The organism is Xanthobacter agilis (assembly GCF_021730435.1).
In the GTDB taxonomy this organism is placed as follows: Bacteria; Pseudomonadota; Alphaproteobacteria; order Rhizobiales; family Xanthobacteraceae; genus Xanthobacter; species Xanthobacter agilis.
In genome coordinates, this window is the sequence record NZ_JABWGX010000031.1 from 38,973 (window position 1) to 54,092 (window position 15,120).

Annotated in this window: 14 protein-coding genes and 1 riboswitch; of the genes, 11 read left to right on the forward strand and 3 right to left on the reverse strand. The window is 71.9% G+C overall.

The features are described 5' to 3' along the window. Position 1: 1 nt before the first annotated feature. Both HUW53_RS18730 and cobO read right to left on the reverse strand, forming a co-directional pair. Positions 2-889 carry a DUF1289 domain-containing protein gene (locus tag HUW53_RS18730; protein ID WP_237347279.1) on the reverse strand — a complete coding sequence of 296 codons (888 nt, stop codon included), beginning with the start codon at positions 887-889 and terminating at the stop codon, positions 2-4. Next, on the reverse strand, positions 889-1,497 hold the full coding sequence (gene cobO, locus HUW53_RS18735) for a cob(I)yrinic acid a,c-diamide adenosyltransferase (protein WP_237347280.1): 609 nt from the start codon (positions 1,495-1,497) through the stop codon (positions 889-891). The genes HUW53_RS18730 and cobO overlap by 1 nt, the downstream gene beginning before the upstream one ends. A 38-nt stretch (positions 1,498-1,535) precedes the next feature. Next, a riboswitch (cobalamin riboswitch) is annotated at positions 1,536-1,777 on the forward strand. Positions 1,778-1,870: 93 nt separating this feature from the next. Here cobO and cobW point away from each other — a divergent pair. From cobW to cobJ, 6 genes are all read left to right on the forward strand, one after another. Further along, a complete protein-coding gene (cobW, locus tag HUW53_RS18740) occupies positions 1,871-2,941 on the forward strand; it encodes a cobalamin biosynthesis protein CobW (protein WP_237347281.1) in 1,071 nt (356 codons plus the stop codon). 3 nt (positions 2,942-2,944) lie between these two features. Continuing rightward, entirely contained in the window at positions 2,945-6,235 is a 3,291-nt protein-coding gene (gene cobN / locus HUW53_RS18745) for a cobaltochelatase subunit CobN (protein WP_237347282.1), read from the forward strand. A gap of 66 nt (positions 6,236-6,301) precedes the next feature. After that, entirely contained in the window at positions 6,302-7,504 is a 1,203-nt protein-coding gene (gene cobG, locus HUW53_RS18750; RefSeq protein WP_237347283.1) for a precorrin-3B synthase, read from the forward strand. Between the two features lie 4 nt (positions 7,505-7,508). Further along, the gene (locus HUW53_RS18755; protein ID WP_237347284.1) at positions 7,509-8,138 is read left to right on the forward strand and encodes a precorrin-8X methylmutase; all 630 of its coding nucleotides are present in this window, start codon (positions 7,509-7,511) and stop codon (positions 8,136-8,138) included. Further along, entirely contained in the window at positions 8,135-8,863 is a 729-nt protein-coding gene (locus HUW53_RS18760) for a precorrin-2 C(20)-methyltransferase (RefSeq protein WP_237347285.1), read from the forward strand. Before HUW53_RS18755 ends, HUW53_RS18760 begins: the two co-directional genes overlap by 4 nt. Further along, entirely contained in the window at positions 8,860-9,630 is a 771-nt protein-coding gene (gene cobJ / locus HUW53_RS18765; RefSeq protein WP_237347286.1) for a precorrin-3B C(17)-methyltransferase, read from the forward strand. The genes HUW53_RS18760 and cobJ overlap by 4 nt, the downstream gene beginning before the upstream one ends. On the opposite strand, the gene HUW53_RS18770 is transcribed toward cobJ, so the two are convergent. Continuing rightward, entirely contained in the window at positions 9,603-10,358 is a 756-nt protein-coding gene (locus tag HUW53_RS18770; RefSeq protein ID WP_237347287.1) for a cobalt-precorrin-6A reductase, read from the reverse strand. The genes cobJ and HUW53_RS18770 overlap by 28 nt on opposite strands. Here HUW53_RS18770 and cbiE point away from each other — a divergent pair. The 5 genes from cbiE to cobF all read left to right on the forward strand — a co-directional run. Beyond that, positions 10,357-11,556 (forward strand): precorrin-6y C5,15-methyltransferase (decarboxylating) subunit CbiE, encoded by a 1,200-nt coding sequence (gene cbiE / locus HUW53_RS18775; protein ID WP_237347288.1) that lies wholly within the window; start codon positions 10,357-10,359, stop codon positions 11,554-11,556. The two genes, HUW53_RS18770 and cbiE, sit on opposite strands and share 2 nt — an antisense overlap. A gap of 49 nt (positions 11,557-11,605) precedes the next feature. Next, on the forward strand, positions 11,606-12,400 hold the full coding sequence (cobM, locus tag HUW53_RS18780; RefSeq protein ID WP_237347289.1) for a precorrin-4 C(11)-methyltransferase: 795 nt from the start codon (positions 11,606-11,608) through the stop codon (positions 12,398-12,400). Next, on the forward strand, positions 12,393-13,724 hold the full coding sequence (locus HUW53_RS18785) for a cobyrinic acid a,c-diamide synthase CobB (RefSeq protein WP_370877856.1): 1,332 nt from the start codon (positions 12,393-12,395) through the stop codon (positions 13,722-13,724). The genes cobM and HUW53_RS18785 overlap by 8 nt, the downstream gene beginning before the upstream one ends. Continuing rightward, positions 13,721-14,455 (forward strand): uroporphyrinogen-III C-methyltransferase, encoded by a 735-nt coding sequence (gene cobA, locus HUW53_RS18790; protein WP_237347290.1) that lies wholly within the window; start codon positions 13,721-13,723, stop codon positions 14,453-14,455. The genes HUW53_RS18785 and cobA overlap by 4 nt, the downstream gene beginning before the upstream one ends. After that, positions 14,448-15,120 (forward strand): precorrin-6A synthase (deacetylating) (cobF, locus tag HUW53_RS18795; RefSeq protein WP_237347291.1); only part of this gene is annotated, 673 nt, incomplete at its 3' end. The genes cobA and cobF, both read left to right, overlap by 8 nt.

Below are 15,120 nucleotides of genomic sequence, written 5' to 3' on the forward strand. Positions count from 1 at the left end.
CTCAAGCCAGGTGGAACAGGGCCGAAAGGACATAGCCTTTGGGCAGGGCCAAGCTCGGCGGAGCGTCGAAGCCCATGCGCACCAGCTCCGGCAGAAGATGGGTGTGGGGGCCATCTGGCGAGCGGCCGCCGGGCGGTGGGATCACCGCATCCACCTCCGCCCGGATGCAAGGCGTCTCCACCACACGCACCGGGCTTTCCGCGAGAATGTCCGCGGCGATAAGGTCAAGGTGCCCGGGCCAGGGCGCACCGCAATGGGGGGCGAGGCGCGCGGCGAGCGCCTGCGCGCAACGGATGGAGACGCGCGCGGCGCGCCGGCCGAGGCCGAGATCGAAGCGCGCTCCGCCGGCATCGCGCGGAAGCAACGCGCCGGTGTCGGGGCCGAGAGCCGTCAACGCCGAAGGACCGTCCGGCCCCAGCCGCCCCGCCGGAACCGCCAGCGCCAAGAGGGGCGCGGCTCCCGCGCGGAAAAGCTCGAACGCGGTGAGATGCGCCGGCGCCTCGAGCCGGATCGCCGCGCGCCGCGTGCGCAGGGTCAGCACCAGCCCGTCCCGCAGCGCCTGGAACTCCTCGTCCGGCGCGCGCATCACCTCGGCCACCGCGCCGTGAATGCCCACCACAAAGACGCCCGCCGCATCGCGGAACAAGCGCTCCATGCGGTCCAAAAGGTCGCCTTCCCGCCACGCGAGCCGCCGCAGAGGAAGGCCAAGGGCCGCGGCGCGCGCGGGAAGCTCGGCCCAGATGCGGGCGCGGATGGCCGCGTCGGCGCTGCCCCAAAGGGCGATCTCGTCGCCGGTGCGGGCGCAGCCGGCGCACAAACCGTTGGCCGGGTCGATGGCGCAGGCGCCGATGCAGGGGCTGGCCGGACGGGGACGCGCCGCGACATTCATCAGAACTCGACCCCCATCTGCGCCTTCACGCCATTGCGGAACGGATGCTTCACCAGCGTCATTTCGGTCACCAGATCGGCGGCGGCGATCAGTTCCGGCCGCGCGTTGCGGCCGGTGAGGCAGACATGGGTCATCGGCGGCTTGCGTGTGAGCAGAAAATCCAGCACCTCCTGGAGGTCGAGATAGTCGTAGCGCAAGGCGATGTTGATCTCGTCCAGGAGGACGAAGCGAATCGCGGGATCGAGAATCTGCTCCCTGGCGATGCGCCATCCATTGGCAGCGGCCGCCACGTCGCGCGCGCGATCCTGCGTCTCCCAGGTGAAGCCTTCGCCCGAGACGAAGAAGCGGCAGGCCTCGGGAAAGTGCGCCTGAAGCAGCATCTTCTCCCCCGTTTCCCAATTGCCTTTGATGAACTGCACCACCGCGCACGGCATGCCATGGGCGATGCAGCGCATGACCATGCCGAATCCGGATGACGATTTGCCTTTTCCGGCTCCGGTGTGGACAATGATGAGACCTTTTTCTTCGGTCTTCGCCTTCATCATTTCGTCCCGCGCGGACTTGATGGTCTTCATCTTTGCATTGTGGCGCGCGGCGCGCTCATCCATTCGGCAGTCCTTCGCGCTTGACAGGGTCCATCGTTCGGGCACATTCACTCTGAACTGGTGTCTGTGTAAACAGATGAAAAGGGAATGTGCCAAGCCCGCTCCGCAGTCGGGCCCAAGCGCAGCCGCCCCCGCGACCGTGACCGGAAAGGTCGCCCGAAGCCACTGGTGTTCGCACTGGGAAGGTCGGGCAACCACCGGGGAAGCCCGAAACGGCGGAATGCCGCCTCGAGCCTCCCCGATATCCGCAAGCCGGGAGACCTGCCAGTCCAACCGACGAAGCCGGCGGGGTGCCCGGTGTCGGGAGGGCTGCGCACGCGCGTCCACCCGCCATCAAGCCTCCATCGGCACCACCAGGAATGGGGGCCAAGGGTCCATGGCGACGCGCGAAACCGCGACTCTCGAGAAGGTGCCCGTCACCGTCATCACGGGCTTTCTGGGCTCGGGAAAGACCACGTTCATCACCCATCTGCTGCGCCATGCCGGGGGCCGCCGGCTCGCGGTGCTGGTCAACGAGTTCGGCGACGTGGGCATCGACGGCGAGATCATCAAGGGGTGCGCGATCGCGGGATGCCCGGCCGAAAACATCATCGAGCTGACCAACGGCTGCATCTGCTGCACCATCGCCGATGCCTTCATCCCCACCATCGAGGCCTTGATGGCGCTCGATCCGCGCCCCGACCACATCCTGATCGAGACCAGCGGCCTCGCCCTTCCCAAGCCGCTGGTGAAGGCGTTCGACTGGCCGGACATCCGCTCGCGCATCACCGTCGACGGCGTCATCGCCCTGGCCGACGCGGAGGCGGTGGCGGCCGGCCGCTTCGCCCCCGACGCGGCGGCGGTGGACCGCCAGCGCGCGGCCGACCCCGGCATCGACCACGAAACCCCGCTCAGCGAGGTGTTCGAGGATCAGATCGCCTGCGCCGACATCGTCCTGCTCACCAAGGCCGACCTTGCCGGCCCGGAGGCCATCGCGAAGGCGCGGGCCATCATCCTTGCCGAAGCCCCCCGCGCGCTACCCATCGTCGAGGTGGTGGACGGCGCGGTGGACCCGCGCGTGATCCTCGGCCTCGGCGCCGCGGCGGAAAACGACCTCGACGCCCGCCCAAGCCACCACGACACCGCGACCGACCACGATCACGATGAGTTCGAGAGCGTGGTCATCGACCTTCCCGAGCAGGACGACCCGGCGCTGCTCGCCGCCCGGATCGTCGACCTGGCCAAGGCGCAGAACATCCTGCGGGTGAAGGGCTATGCGGCGGTGGCGGGCAAGCCCATGCGGCTCCTGGTGCAGGCGGTCGGCGCGCGGGTGCGCCACCAGTACGACCGCCCGTGGCGGGCCGGGGAGCCGCGCCAGGGGCGGCTCGTGGTCATCGCCGAGCATGACGACATCGATGCGCAGGCCATCCGCGCCGCGCTGGTGCCCCCGGCGAAGGCCGCAGAATAGGCGATGCACGTCGTCTTCCGCGAAAGCCATGGCATCGAAGAGACCGAGACGCCCGCCGACCTCGGCCAGAGCCCGGCGGATCTGGTGGCGCTGTCGTTCTCGGATTCCGACCTCGGCATGTTCGCGGCCGGCTGGCGTCGCGGCGGCGGGCGCGATGGCGGCATGCCCTCGCTGCGCCTCGCGAACATCGCCGCCTTGCGGCATCCGCTGTCGGTCGACACCTATGTGGAACGCACCCTCGCCGGCGCCAGGGGCATCCTGATCCGCCTCATCGGCGGCGTTTCCTATTGGCCCTACGGGCTGGGCCAGATCGAGGCGCTGGCGCGCGCCAGGGGCATCGCCCTCGCGGTCCTGCCGGGGGATGGGCGCCCCGACCCGCGGCTGGACGCGGTCTCCACCATGCCGCACTCCACGCTGAGGCGGCTGGCGGAGCTGTGCGACACCGGCGGCGCCGTGGCGGCGCAGGCGGCATTGGCGCAGATGGCCTTGGCGGCCGGCCTCTATGCCGCCCCGGTGCCGGGCTCCAAGGCCCTGCCGCCATTCGGGATCTGGACCCCGGAAGGTGGCGTGCGCGAGGCCGCCGCCGCGCCCGATCCGGGCGGCACCGGGCCGCTGGTGCTCGTGGTGTTCTACCGGGCTTATCTGGCGGCGGCCGACACCGAACCGGTGGAGGTGCTGCTCACGGCGTTGCGCCAGCGCGGCTTCCGCGCGCTGGGCCTGTTCGCCCCGTCCCTCAAGAATCCCGAGGCCAGCCTCTGGCTGGCCCGACAGGCGGCCGGCCTGCGGCCCGCGGCGATCGTCAACGCCACCGCCTTCTCGGGCCGGCAGGAAGGGGGCGCCTCGCCGCTCGACGCGGCCGGCGTGCCGGTGTTCCAGGTGGCATTGGCCACCTCCACGCGCGCCGGCTGGGAGAAGGCCGAGCGTGGGCTGTCACCGGCGGACCTTGCCATGCATGTGGTGCTGCCGGAGGTGGACGGGCGGATCTTCGCAGGCGTCGCCTCCTTCAAGGCGCCGGCGGAACGTGATCCGGACCTCCAATTCGCACGCGCCGTCCACGCCCCGCATGCCGGGCGCATCGCCGCCATCGCCGACCGGGTCGCCGCCTGGCACCGCCTCGCGACGCAGCCCCCCGGCGCCCGGCGCCTCGCCCTGGTGCTGTCGACCTATCCGGGCCGGGCGTGGAACATGGCCCATGCCGTGGGCCTTGATCCGCTGGCCTCGGCGGAAGCGATCCTGTCTGACCTTTCGGCGGCGGGGCATGCGGTGGAAAACGGCCCGCCGCTCACAACGGCCCTGCGCGAGGCGCGCATCGTCTGGCCCATGGCCGCGTACAAGGCGGCCCTGACGCGCCTGCCCGAGGACCTGCGGCACGCCCTTCAGAGGGCATGGGGCGCCCCGGAAGCCGACGCACAGGCCACCGCCGAGGGGTTCGCCTTCGCCGCCGTCCGCCGCGGACGGGCGATCGTGGCGCTGCAACCGGAGCGCGGCGTGGCGGAGCAACGCGACGGCGACTATCACGACCTCTCCCGGGTGCCGCGCCATGCCTATGTGGCGTTCTATCTGTGGCTGCGCGGAGAGGTGGACGGGCTCGTCCACATCGGCGCCCATGGCACGCTGGAATGGCTCCCCGGCAAGGCGGTGGCCCTGTCCGAGCGCTGCTGGCCGGAGGTGCTGGTGGGCGATCTGCCGGTCGTCTATCCCTTCATCGTCAACGATCCGGGCGAGGCGGCCCAGGCCAAGCGTCGCATCGGCGCGCTGACGCTGGGGCACATCCCGCCGCCGCTGCGCCCTTCGGGCACGCCGCTGCGCCTCGCGCGGCTGGAAGCGCTGCTGGACGAGTTCTCCAATGCCGACGGGCTCGATCCCAAGCGGCGCGCCCGGCTCGTGCGCGACATCCGCGAGGAGGCCGGCGCGCTCGGCGTGGAGCGCGACCTCGGCATCGACGCGCGCTTGAGCCCGGCGGAAGCGGTGACCCGGATCGACCGTTTCGTCTGCGATGTGAAGGAGAGCCAGTTCGGCGACGGCCTCCACGTCTGGGGACGGGCACCCGAGGTCGCGACCGCGTTTGACGCGCACGCCTGCGCGGCCGCCGAGCGGCAGGCGCTGCTCGATGCCCTCGACGGGCGCCGCATCGAGCCCGGCCCCGCCGGCTCGCCGTATCGCGGACGGGCGGATGTCCTGCCCACGGGGCGGAACCTGTTCACCACCGATCCGCGCGCGGTACCCACCCGCGCCGCTTATGCCCAAGGGGCACGCCTCGCCGAAGAATTGGTGCGCCGCCACCTGCAGGACGACGGCGAGTGGCCGCGCGCGCTCGTCCTTGACCTGTGGGGTTCGGCCACCATGCGCACGGCCGGCGAGGAATTCGCCATGGCGCTGGCGCTCATGGGCGTGCGCCCGCTCTGGGATACGGGATCCGAGCGGGTGTGCGGCATCGACATCCTGCCCCTCGCCGCGCTCGACCGGCCGCGCATCGACGTAACGCTGCGCATCTCCGGCCTGTTCCGCGATGTGTTCCCGACCCTCTCGGCGCTGTTCCAGCAGGCGGTGCGGGCGCTGTCCCGGCGCGAGGGGGAAGCGGAGTGGAACCCCTATGCGGGCCGCGAGGCGCCCCGGGTTTACGGTCCCGCCCCCGGTGCCTTCGGACTGGGCATGGCGGCGACCCTGGAGGACTATTCGCAAGCCGGGCTCCGCGCGGCGGGAGAGGCTTGGCTTGCGGCAAGCGCGTTCGCCCACGACGGCGAGACCACGCGGCCGGACGCCGCCGGGCTCCGCGCGCGGGTGGCCCAGGCCGACGCCTTCGTGCACCTGCAGGATCTCCCCGAGACCGATCTTCTGCTGGCGGAGGACTATGCCGGCCATGAGGCCGGCTTCGCGGCGGCGCAGGCGGTGGCGGGCGGCACCGCCGCGCTCTACCACCTCGACGCCACCGACCCCACCCGTCCGCGAGCACGGACGCTGACGGAGGAGATCGCGCGGGTGGTGCGGGCGCGCGCCACCCATCCGGGCTGGATCGCCGGCATGCGACGACACGGCTTCCGCGGCGCGGCGGAGATTGCCGCGACGCTTGAGAACATGGCCGCCTTCGCCCACCTCACCCGCGACGTGCCGGGCCATTTGTTCGATCTCTATTGGGACGCCACCCTGGGCGACCCCGAGGTGGCCGCTTTCCTGTGCACCGCCAACCCGGAGGCGCTCGCGGCCATGCGCGCGCGCTTCGCCGCCCTTCACGCCGCCGGTCTTTGGACCTCCCGGCGCAACTCCGTCGTCGTCGCCCTCGGGAACGCGCCATGAGGGTAGAACCATGAGGGTGGAACCATGAGGGTGGAACCATGAGGGTGGAACCATGAGGGTGGAACCATGAGCGCGCCCACCATCAAGGGATGGTGCCCAGGGGCTCACCGGCCCATGATGTCCGGCGACGGGCTGGTGGTGCGCGTGCGCCCGCCTTTGGGCGAGATGACACCCCGTCAGGCGCGCGGCCTCGCCGATCTGGCCGCGGCCCATGGCCATGGCGTCGTCGAGCTGACCAACCGGGCGAACCTGCAACTGCGCGGCGTCGCGGAGGCCGACCATCCCGCCCTGATCCAAGGGCTGGCCGCGCTCGACCTGCTCGATGCCGACAGCGCGGCGGAGCGCCGGCGCAACATCGTGACCGATCCGTTCCGCCCCCTCGGCGTGGACGATGTCCAGACCCGCTGTGCGGCCGCCCTCACGCGCGGGCTCGCCAGCCGGGATCTCGCGCCGCTGCCTTCAAAGTTCGGTTTCGTGGTCGATGCCGGCCCCGAACGACGGCTGGCCGGCATCAGCGGCGACGTGCGGATCGAGGCGGCTGGCGCGCACCTGCTGGTCCGCGCGGACGGACGGGCGACCGGGCGGATGGTGGCGAACGCCGCCGCCGCCGTCCGCCTCGCGCTGGAGCTCGCCCGCTGGTTTCTCGCCTCCGGCGGGGTGGGGCCCGATGGGCGCGGCCGCATGCGCCGGCACCTTGCAGCCGGCGCCACCCTTCCGCCCGAACTTTCCGGCGACACGCACCCCCAGGCCGACCGCCCGGCCCCTCGGCCCGGCCCGATCGGCACCGGCATCGGCCTTGCCGCCGCCTTCGGCCTCATCCGGGCGCAGAGCCTGCATCGGCTTGCCGACAGCGGCGCGCGGGTGCTGCGCATCACCCCCTTCCGCATGGTGTTCCTGCCCGATGTCCAAGACCTCTCCGTCCACGACCCCTCCGTCCACGACCTCCCTCCCATGATCGGCGCGTCGGACCTGATTTTCGACGGCGACGATCCGCGACTGCGCGTGATCGCCTGTTCCGGGGCGCCCGCCTGCCCGCAGGCCAGCGTCGCCACCCGCGATCTGGCGCTCAAGCTCGCCGCGCGCCTGCCGGAGAAGGGCCAACTCCACATTTCGGGATGCGCCAAGGGGTGTGCCCATCCGGCGCGGTCCGAGCTGACGCTGGTGGGGCGCGCGGGCGCCTTCGACCTCGTTCGCGATGGTGCCCCCTGGGACGAGCCGCTGCGTCGCGGGGCCAGCCCGCACCAGATCCTGACCTTGTTCGGCGGGTGAAGCGATGCCCTACCATTACCAGACCGATGGCGCGGCCATCTATGCCCAGTCCTTCGCCACCATCCGGGCCGAGGCTGATCTCGCGCGGTTCACGCCCGACGAGGAGCGAGTGGCGGTGCGCATGATCCATGCCGCCGGCCTGGTGGGGCTGGAAGCGCATCTGCGCTTCTCGCTGGGGCTGGTGGCAACCGCGCGCGCGGCGCTGGAGGCCGGGGCGCCGATCCTGTGCGATGCGCGCATGGTCAGCGAGGGCATCACCCGCGCCCGCCTGCCGGCCGGCAATGCCGTGATCGCAACGCTGCACGAGCCGGAGGTGCCGGCCCTCGCCGCGCGGCACAAGACCACGCGCTCGGCCGCGGCGCTGGAGCTGTGGCGGCCTTGGCTCAAGGGTTCCGTGGTGGCCATCGGCAATGCGCCCACGGCGCTGTTCCACCTGCTGGAGATGCTGGAGGACGCCACCTGTCCACGCCCGGCGGCGATCATCGGCTGCCCGGTGGGCTTCGTCGGCGCGCGGGAATCCAAGGACGCCCTGTGGGCGGCCCAACCGGCGCCCTGCCTGATGGTGGAAGGGCGCCTCGGCGGCAGCGCCATCACGGTGGCCGCCGTCAACGCCATCGCGAGCAGCGCCGAATGAGCGTCGGAACCATCTATGGCGTCGGGCTCGGGCCGGGCGATCCGGAACTGATGAGCGTGCGCGCCGACCGGCTGGTGCGGGCCGCGCGGCATGTCGCTTATTTCCGCAAGGCCGGTCTCGCCGGCCGGGCGCGCGCCATCGTCGAGGGCATGCTGCGCCCCGATGCGCGGGAGCATCCGATGGAATATCCCGTCACCACCGAGATCGCGCTCACGGACCCGCGCTACAATGAAACCCTCTCGGCCTTCTACGCCTCAGCCACCGCGCATCTGCGCACCCTGGCGGAGGCCGGCGAGGATGTCGTCGTATTGTGCGAAGGCGACCCCTTTTTCTACGGCTCCTTCATGCACCTGCAGGTGCGCCTCAAGGCCCATGTGCCGGTGGAGGTGGTGCCGGCGGTAACCGGCATGTCGGCGGCGTGGACCGCGACCGGCCAGCCGGTGACCTGGGGCGACGATGCCCTCACCGTGCTGGCCGGAACCCTGCCCGAGGCCGATCTCGCCCGGCGCATGGCACAGGCCGATGCCCTGGTGGTCATGAAGATCGGTCGCAACCTCGGCCGTGTCCGTCGGGCCTTGGAGACCGCCGGCAAGGCGGAACGCGCCCTGCTCGTGGAATATGCCAGCATGGGGGATCAGCGCGTGACCCCCCTCGCACAGGTGGAAGCGACCGCGGTGCCCTATTTCTCCATCGTCATCGTGCACGGACAGGGGCGGCGGCCATGAGCGCGAAGGGCACGAAAGCCGGCTGGCTCGCCGTCGCCGGGCTGGGTCCGGGCGATGCACAGCTCGTCACATCGCAAGCCGAGGCGGCGATCGCCGAGGCCACGGACGTGGTGGGCTACGGCCCTTATGTGCGCCGCATCGCGCCACGCGCGGGGCTCCGCCGGCACGAGAGCGACAATCGCGAAGAGATCGAGCGCGCCCGCCACGCCCTGACCCTGGCGGCCGAGGGCCGGCGCGTGGTGGTGGTCAGCTCGGGCGATCCCGGCGTGTTCGCCATGGCTTCGGCGGTGTTCGAGGCGGTGGAGCACGGCGATCCGCGCTGGCGGGAGCTGGACATTCGCGTGCTGCCGGGCATCACCGCCATGCTGGCCGCCGCCGCCCGCGCCGGCGCCCCGCTGGGCCACGATTTCTGCGCCATCAACCTGTCGGACAACCTGAAACCGTGGACGCTGATCGAGCGGCGCCTGCGGCTGGCGGTAGAGGCCGATTTCGCGATCGCCCTCTACAATCCGCGCTCGGTGGCCCGGCCCGAGGGATTCGCGCGGGCGCTCGACCTGTTGCACGCGGCCTGCGCGCCGGGTCGCATCCTGATCTTCGCCCGCGCCGTCTCCACGCCGGACGAGGACATCCGCGTCGTCTGCCTGGCGCAGGCACGGCCGGAGATGGCCGACATGCGCACCGTGGTGCTGGTGGGCTCCTCGGCGACCCGGATCATCGCGCGCCAGGGCGCGCCGTTCATCTACACGCCGAGAGCGGTGCCCGCATGAGCGACCCAGTCGAGCACTGCCTCCACGCTCTCCACCTCCGCCCGTGGCGCCTGCGCGGGTCGGTCGATCATGATGACCGGCAGGCCCAGCGCCCGTGCCGCCGCGATCTTGGCGTAGGCGCCCGTGCCGCCGGAATTCTTCGAGACCACCAGCGAGATATCGTGGCCTTCCATCAAGCAACGGTCCGCCTGCGCGCTGAAGGGGCCGCGATCGACCACCACATGATGATCGGGGAACGGAAACGCCTCCTTCGGGGCCTCCACCAGGCGCAGCAGGTAGAAGTGCTGGGGATTGGGCGCGAACTCCGCCAGGTGCATCCGGCCCACGGCCAGCATCACGCGCGCCGCGGGCCGCTCCAGCGCGGCGACGGCGCCGGCGATGTCGCAAACGCGGATCCAGCGGTCGCCGGGCACCGGCGCCCACGGCGCGCGGGTGAGGGCCACCAGCGGCACGCCCGTTTGGGCGCAGGCCGCGATCGCGTTGGCGCTCATCCGCGCGGCGAAGGGATGGGTGGCGTCGATCACATGGGTGACGCGGTGCGCGCGCAGATAGGCCGCAAGCCCCTCGACGCCGCCAAAGCCCCCGACCCTTTGCGGCAAGGGCTGGGGCGGCAGGCGCTCCACCCGTCCGGCGAACGACACCGTGCCCGAAAGCCCCGCCTGCACCACCGACCGGGCCAGTGCCGCCGCCTCGGTCGTCCCGGCCAGAATCAGGAGGTTGGGGGACATGGCTGAGGCTCCTTGGCTGACGATCATCGGGCTCGGGGAAGATGGACTTCAAGGCCTGTCCCCCGCAAGCCGGGCCGCGCTCGAATCCGCCGCGATCATCATGGGGCCCCCGCGCCACCTGGCACTCGTTCCCGATCTCGGGGGCGAGCGGATCGTCTGGCCGACCCCCTTCGCCGAGGGGCTTGCACGTCTGCGCGAATTGCGTGGGCGGCGGGTGGCGGTGCTGGCCTCGGGTGATCCGTTCTGGTTCGGCGCCGGCAGCGTGATCGCCCGCGCGTTCGCGCCCGGCGAGTGGCGCGCCCTACCGAGCCCCTCCACCTTCACCCTTGCCGCCGCCCGGCTCGGCTGGGCGCTGGAGCGCACCGCCTGCGTCGGCCTGCATGCCGCCCCGATGGCGCAGCTGCGGCCCCACCTTGCGCCGGGGCAGCGGCTTCTCGTGCTGCTGCGCGACGGCGCGGCGGTGGTGCAGCTGGGCGCCTATCTGTCCCAGCTGGGTTTCGGCGACAGCCGCCTGTGGATCATGGAGGCGCTGGGCGGCCCGCGCGAGCGCATCACCGAGGCGCGGGCGAATGGGCTGCCGCCGGCCGTGTTCACCCATCCCGTCTGCGCCGCCGTCGAGACCGCGGGCGCGGGCGCAGCGTTGCCATGCGCCGCAGGCCTCGACGACGATCTGTTCGAAAACGACGGCCAGCTCACCAAGCGCCCGGTGCGCGCGCTGACCCTTTCCGCGCTGGCGCCCCGGCCGGGCGAATTGCTGTGGGACATCGGCGGCGGCTCCGGCTCGGTGGCCATCGCGTGGCTGCTGAGCGATGCGCGCACCCGCGCCGTCTCCATCGAGGCCCGCCCCGACCGCGCGCGGCGCATCCGCGCCAATGCCGAACGCCTCGGCGCGGACCGGCTCGAAGTGGTGGAAGGGACGGCGCCCGAGGCGCTCGCGGGCCTACCGGCCCCGCAGGCAGTATTCATCGGCGGGGGCCTGAGCGCGGGGCTGCTGGAGGATCTCGCGGCGCGGCTCGTCCCCGGCACGCGGCTGGTGGCGCATGCCGTGACGCTGGAATCGGAAGCGCTGCTGGTGACGGCGCGGGCGCGCTTCGGCGGCGATCTGCTGCGCATCGAGCTGGCGCAGGCAACCCCACTCGGCACCCGGCTCGGGTGGAAGGCGTCCTATCCGATCGTGCAATGGCGGAGCGTTCTATGATGCGCGCAAGCCACCTCGGCCGGCAGCGAAATACAATGGGAGATGGCCGATGACGGTGCATTTCATCGGCGCCGGCCCCGGCGCGCCGGATCTGCTGACGCTGCGCGGACGCGACCTGATCGCCGCCTGCCCGGTCTGTCTTTATGCCGGGTCGATCGTGCCCGAGGCGGTGCTCGCTTATTGTCCGCCGGGCGCGCGCATCGTCAACACCGCGCCGCTGGACCTTAAGGCCATCATCGCCGAAATCGCGCGCGCCCATGGCGCCGGGCAGGATGTGGCGCGACTGCATTCCGGCGATCTCTCCGTGTGGTCCGCCATGGGCGAGCAGATCCGCCGCATCGAAGCGCTGGGCATCGCCTACACCGTCACGCCGGGCGTGCCCGCCTTCGCGGCCGCCGCGGCGGCCCTCGGCGCCGAGCTGACCCTGCCGGGCATCGCCCAATCGGTGGTGTTGACCCGCACGCCGGGGCGCGCCTCCGCCATGCCGCCGGGCGAGACGCTGGCCGCCTTCGGCGCCACCGGGGCCACGCTCGCCATCCATCTGTCGATCCAAAACCTCGATCAGGTGGTGGCGGACCTGATGCCGCCCTATGGCGCCGATTGCCCGGTGGCGGTGGTCTACCGGGCCAGTTGGCCGGACCAGCGGATCGTGCGCGCCACCCTTTCCACCATCGCGGCGCGCATCGGCGCCGGCATGTCGCGCACCGCCCTCATCCTGGTCGGGCCGGCGCTCGCCGGCGAGGGGTTCGGCGAAAGCCGCCTCTACGCCGCCGATTATGACCGCCGCTACCGCCCGCAATCGGCCGCCAGCCCGTGGGCGCACTGGACGCCCGGCGATGAATGAGCCCTTGCCTCCCCTCCTGCCGCCGGGCCTTTTGATCTCGGCGCCCGCCTCCGGCAGCGGCAAGACCACTGTCGTGCTCGGGCTGCTGCGCGCGCTCGCACAGGACGGGCGAACCGTGCAACCGTTCAAATCCGGGCCCGATTACATCGATCCGGCCTTTCACCACGCCGCCTGCGGCCGCGCCTCGTTCAACCTCGACACCTGGGCGATGGGAGAGACGCTGTTCTCAGCGGTGGCCGCGACAGCGCGCGGTGCGGATCTGTGTATCGGTGAAGGCTCCATGGGCCTCCACGACGGGGTGGCGACGCGCGGCCGCCTGGGCTTCGGCTCCAGCGCCGAAACGGCGCGGGCCATGGGCTGGCCGGTGATCCTGGTGCTCGACGTGAGCGGACAGGCCCAATCCGCCGCCGCCACGGCGCTCGGCTTTGCCACCTATGCACCCGACCTGCCGTTCGCCGGAGTGATCTTGAACCGCGTCGCCAGCGCCCGGCACGAACGGCTGGTGCGGCTCGGCATGGACCGCGCCGGCCTTGCCGTGCTCGGCACGCTGCCCCGGCGCGGCGACCTGACGCTGCCCGAGCGCCACCTTGGCTTGATCCAGGCCGCCGAGCATCCCGACCTCGAGGCGGCCATCGTGGGTTATGCCGCTTTCCTGCGCGCCCATGTGGACGTTGCCGCCGTGGCCGCGGCGGCCCGTGGAAACCGGCCGCTTGCGTCCGGCCTCCTGCCGCGCCCGCCGGCGCAGCGCATCGCCCTGGCCTCCGACACGGCCTTCTCCTTCGCCTACCCGCACCTTCTGGAAGGCTGGCGCGCGGCGGGAGCGCAGATCCTGCCGTTCTCGCCGCTGGCGGACGAGCCACCCGATCCCACCGCCGATCTCGTCTGGCTTCCGGGCGGCTATCCCGAGCTCCATGCCGGGCGGCTGGCTGCGGCCGAACGCTTCATGGCCGGGCTTCGCGCCCATACCGAGACCCGCCCGGTCCATGGGGAGTGCGGCGGATACATGGTTCTCGGCACCGCGCTCATCGACAAGGCGGGTGTGCGCCACCCCATGGCGGGCCTGCTAGGCATGGTGACATCCTATGAAACCCGCAAGCTCCATCTGGGTTATCGCCGGGCCGTTCTCGAAGCGGCGATGCCCGGCCACGTCGCGGGCACGGCGCTGCGCGGCCACGAATTCCATTACTCCACCATCCTCGAACAGCCCGATCCGCCGCTGGCCCGCGTGGCCGACGCCGACGGCCATGAGGTGCCCGAGACCGGATCACGCCGCGGCCATGCGACCGGCACCTTTTTCCACCTGATCGCCGAGGATGTCCCGTGAGCGGCTTTGTCAGCTTCGTCGGTGCCGGGCCGGGCGATCCCGAGCTTCTCACCCTAAAGGCCGTCGATCGTCTCAAACAGGCGGATGCGGTGCTGTTCGACGACCTTTCCGCCGGGCCGATCCTCGCCTTCGCGCGGCCGGGCGCCGATCTCGTGGGCGTGGGCAAGCGGGCCGGCCGCCCCTCGCCGCGCCAACACCATGTCAGCCGGCTGCTGGTGGATTATGCGCGGGCGGGCGGGCGCGTGGTGCGTCTGAAATCGGGAGATGGCGGCCTGTTCGGACGGCTGGAGGAAGAGCTGCTGGCGCTGCGCGAGGCGGCGATTGCCTACGAGATCGTGCCCGGCGTCCCCTCGCCTCTCGCGGCGGCCGCGGCCTGCGGCATCCCGCTGACGCGGCGGCTCACCGCGCGGCGGGTGCAGTTCGTGACCGGACACGATGCGCAAGGCCGGCTGCCGCCCGATCTCGACCTGGCCGCCCTCGCCGATCCGAGGGCCTGCACCGTGGTCTTCATGGGCCAGCGCACCTTCCCGGCCCTCGCCGCTGCCTTGCTCGAACGCGGATTGCCCGGCGCCACGCCCGCCCTCCTCGCCGAGGCGGTGGGCACGCCCGCGCAGGCGCTTTCCCGGTCCACCGTGGCGCTCCTGGCCGAGCGGCTCGCGGCGGCGATCAGCAGCCGACCGGCGCTGATCGTCTACGGACCCCTGGCCGAACTGGGAGTAGGCTTTGACTGACCTCTGGCTGATCGGGATCGGCACCGGCAATCCCGCCCATGTGACCCTGGAGGCCCGGCAGGCGCTGCGCGATGCGGCGCTTGTCCTGGTGCCCCGCAAAGGACCGGACAAGGCCGACCTTGCCGACCTGCGCCACGCCATCCTGAACGCCTGCGGCAGCCGCGCGCCGGTGGCGGAATTCGACATGCCGGTACGGGACGAAGGCCGGCCCTATCTGGAGCGCGTCCGCCACTGGCACGACGAGATCGCCGCGCTCTGGACGCGGGCCATCGCCACGGCGCGACCACAGGGCCCGGTGGCGCTGCTGGTCTGGGGCGATCCCGGCCTTTACGACAGCACGCTGCGCATCGCCGCCCGGCTTGATCCACGCCCGCGGGTGCGGGTCGTTCCCGGCATCTCGGCCCTGCAAGCGCTCACCGCCGCCCATGCCATCCCCTTCAACGCCGTGAACGGGGCGGTGACGGTGACCACCGGTCGACGCCTCAGGGATTTCGGCTGGCCGGAGGGGACCGACACCGTGGTGGTGATGCTGGACGGCGAATTGAGCTTCCAGAGGCTGGACCCGGCGGGCATCGAGATCTGGTGGGGCGCCTTCCTCGGCCTGCCGAACCAGCTGCTGGAAGCCGGACCGCTCGCACAGGCCGGCCCGCGCATCGTCGCCGCGC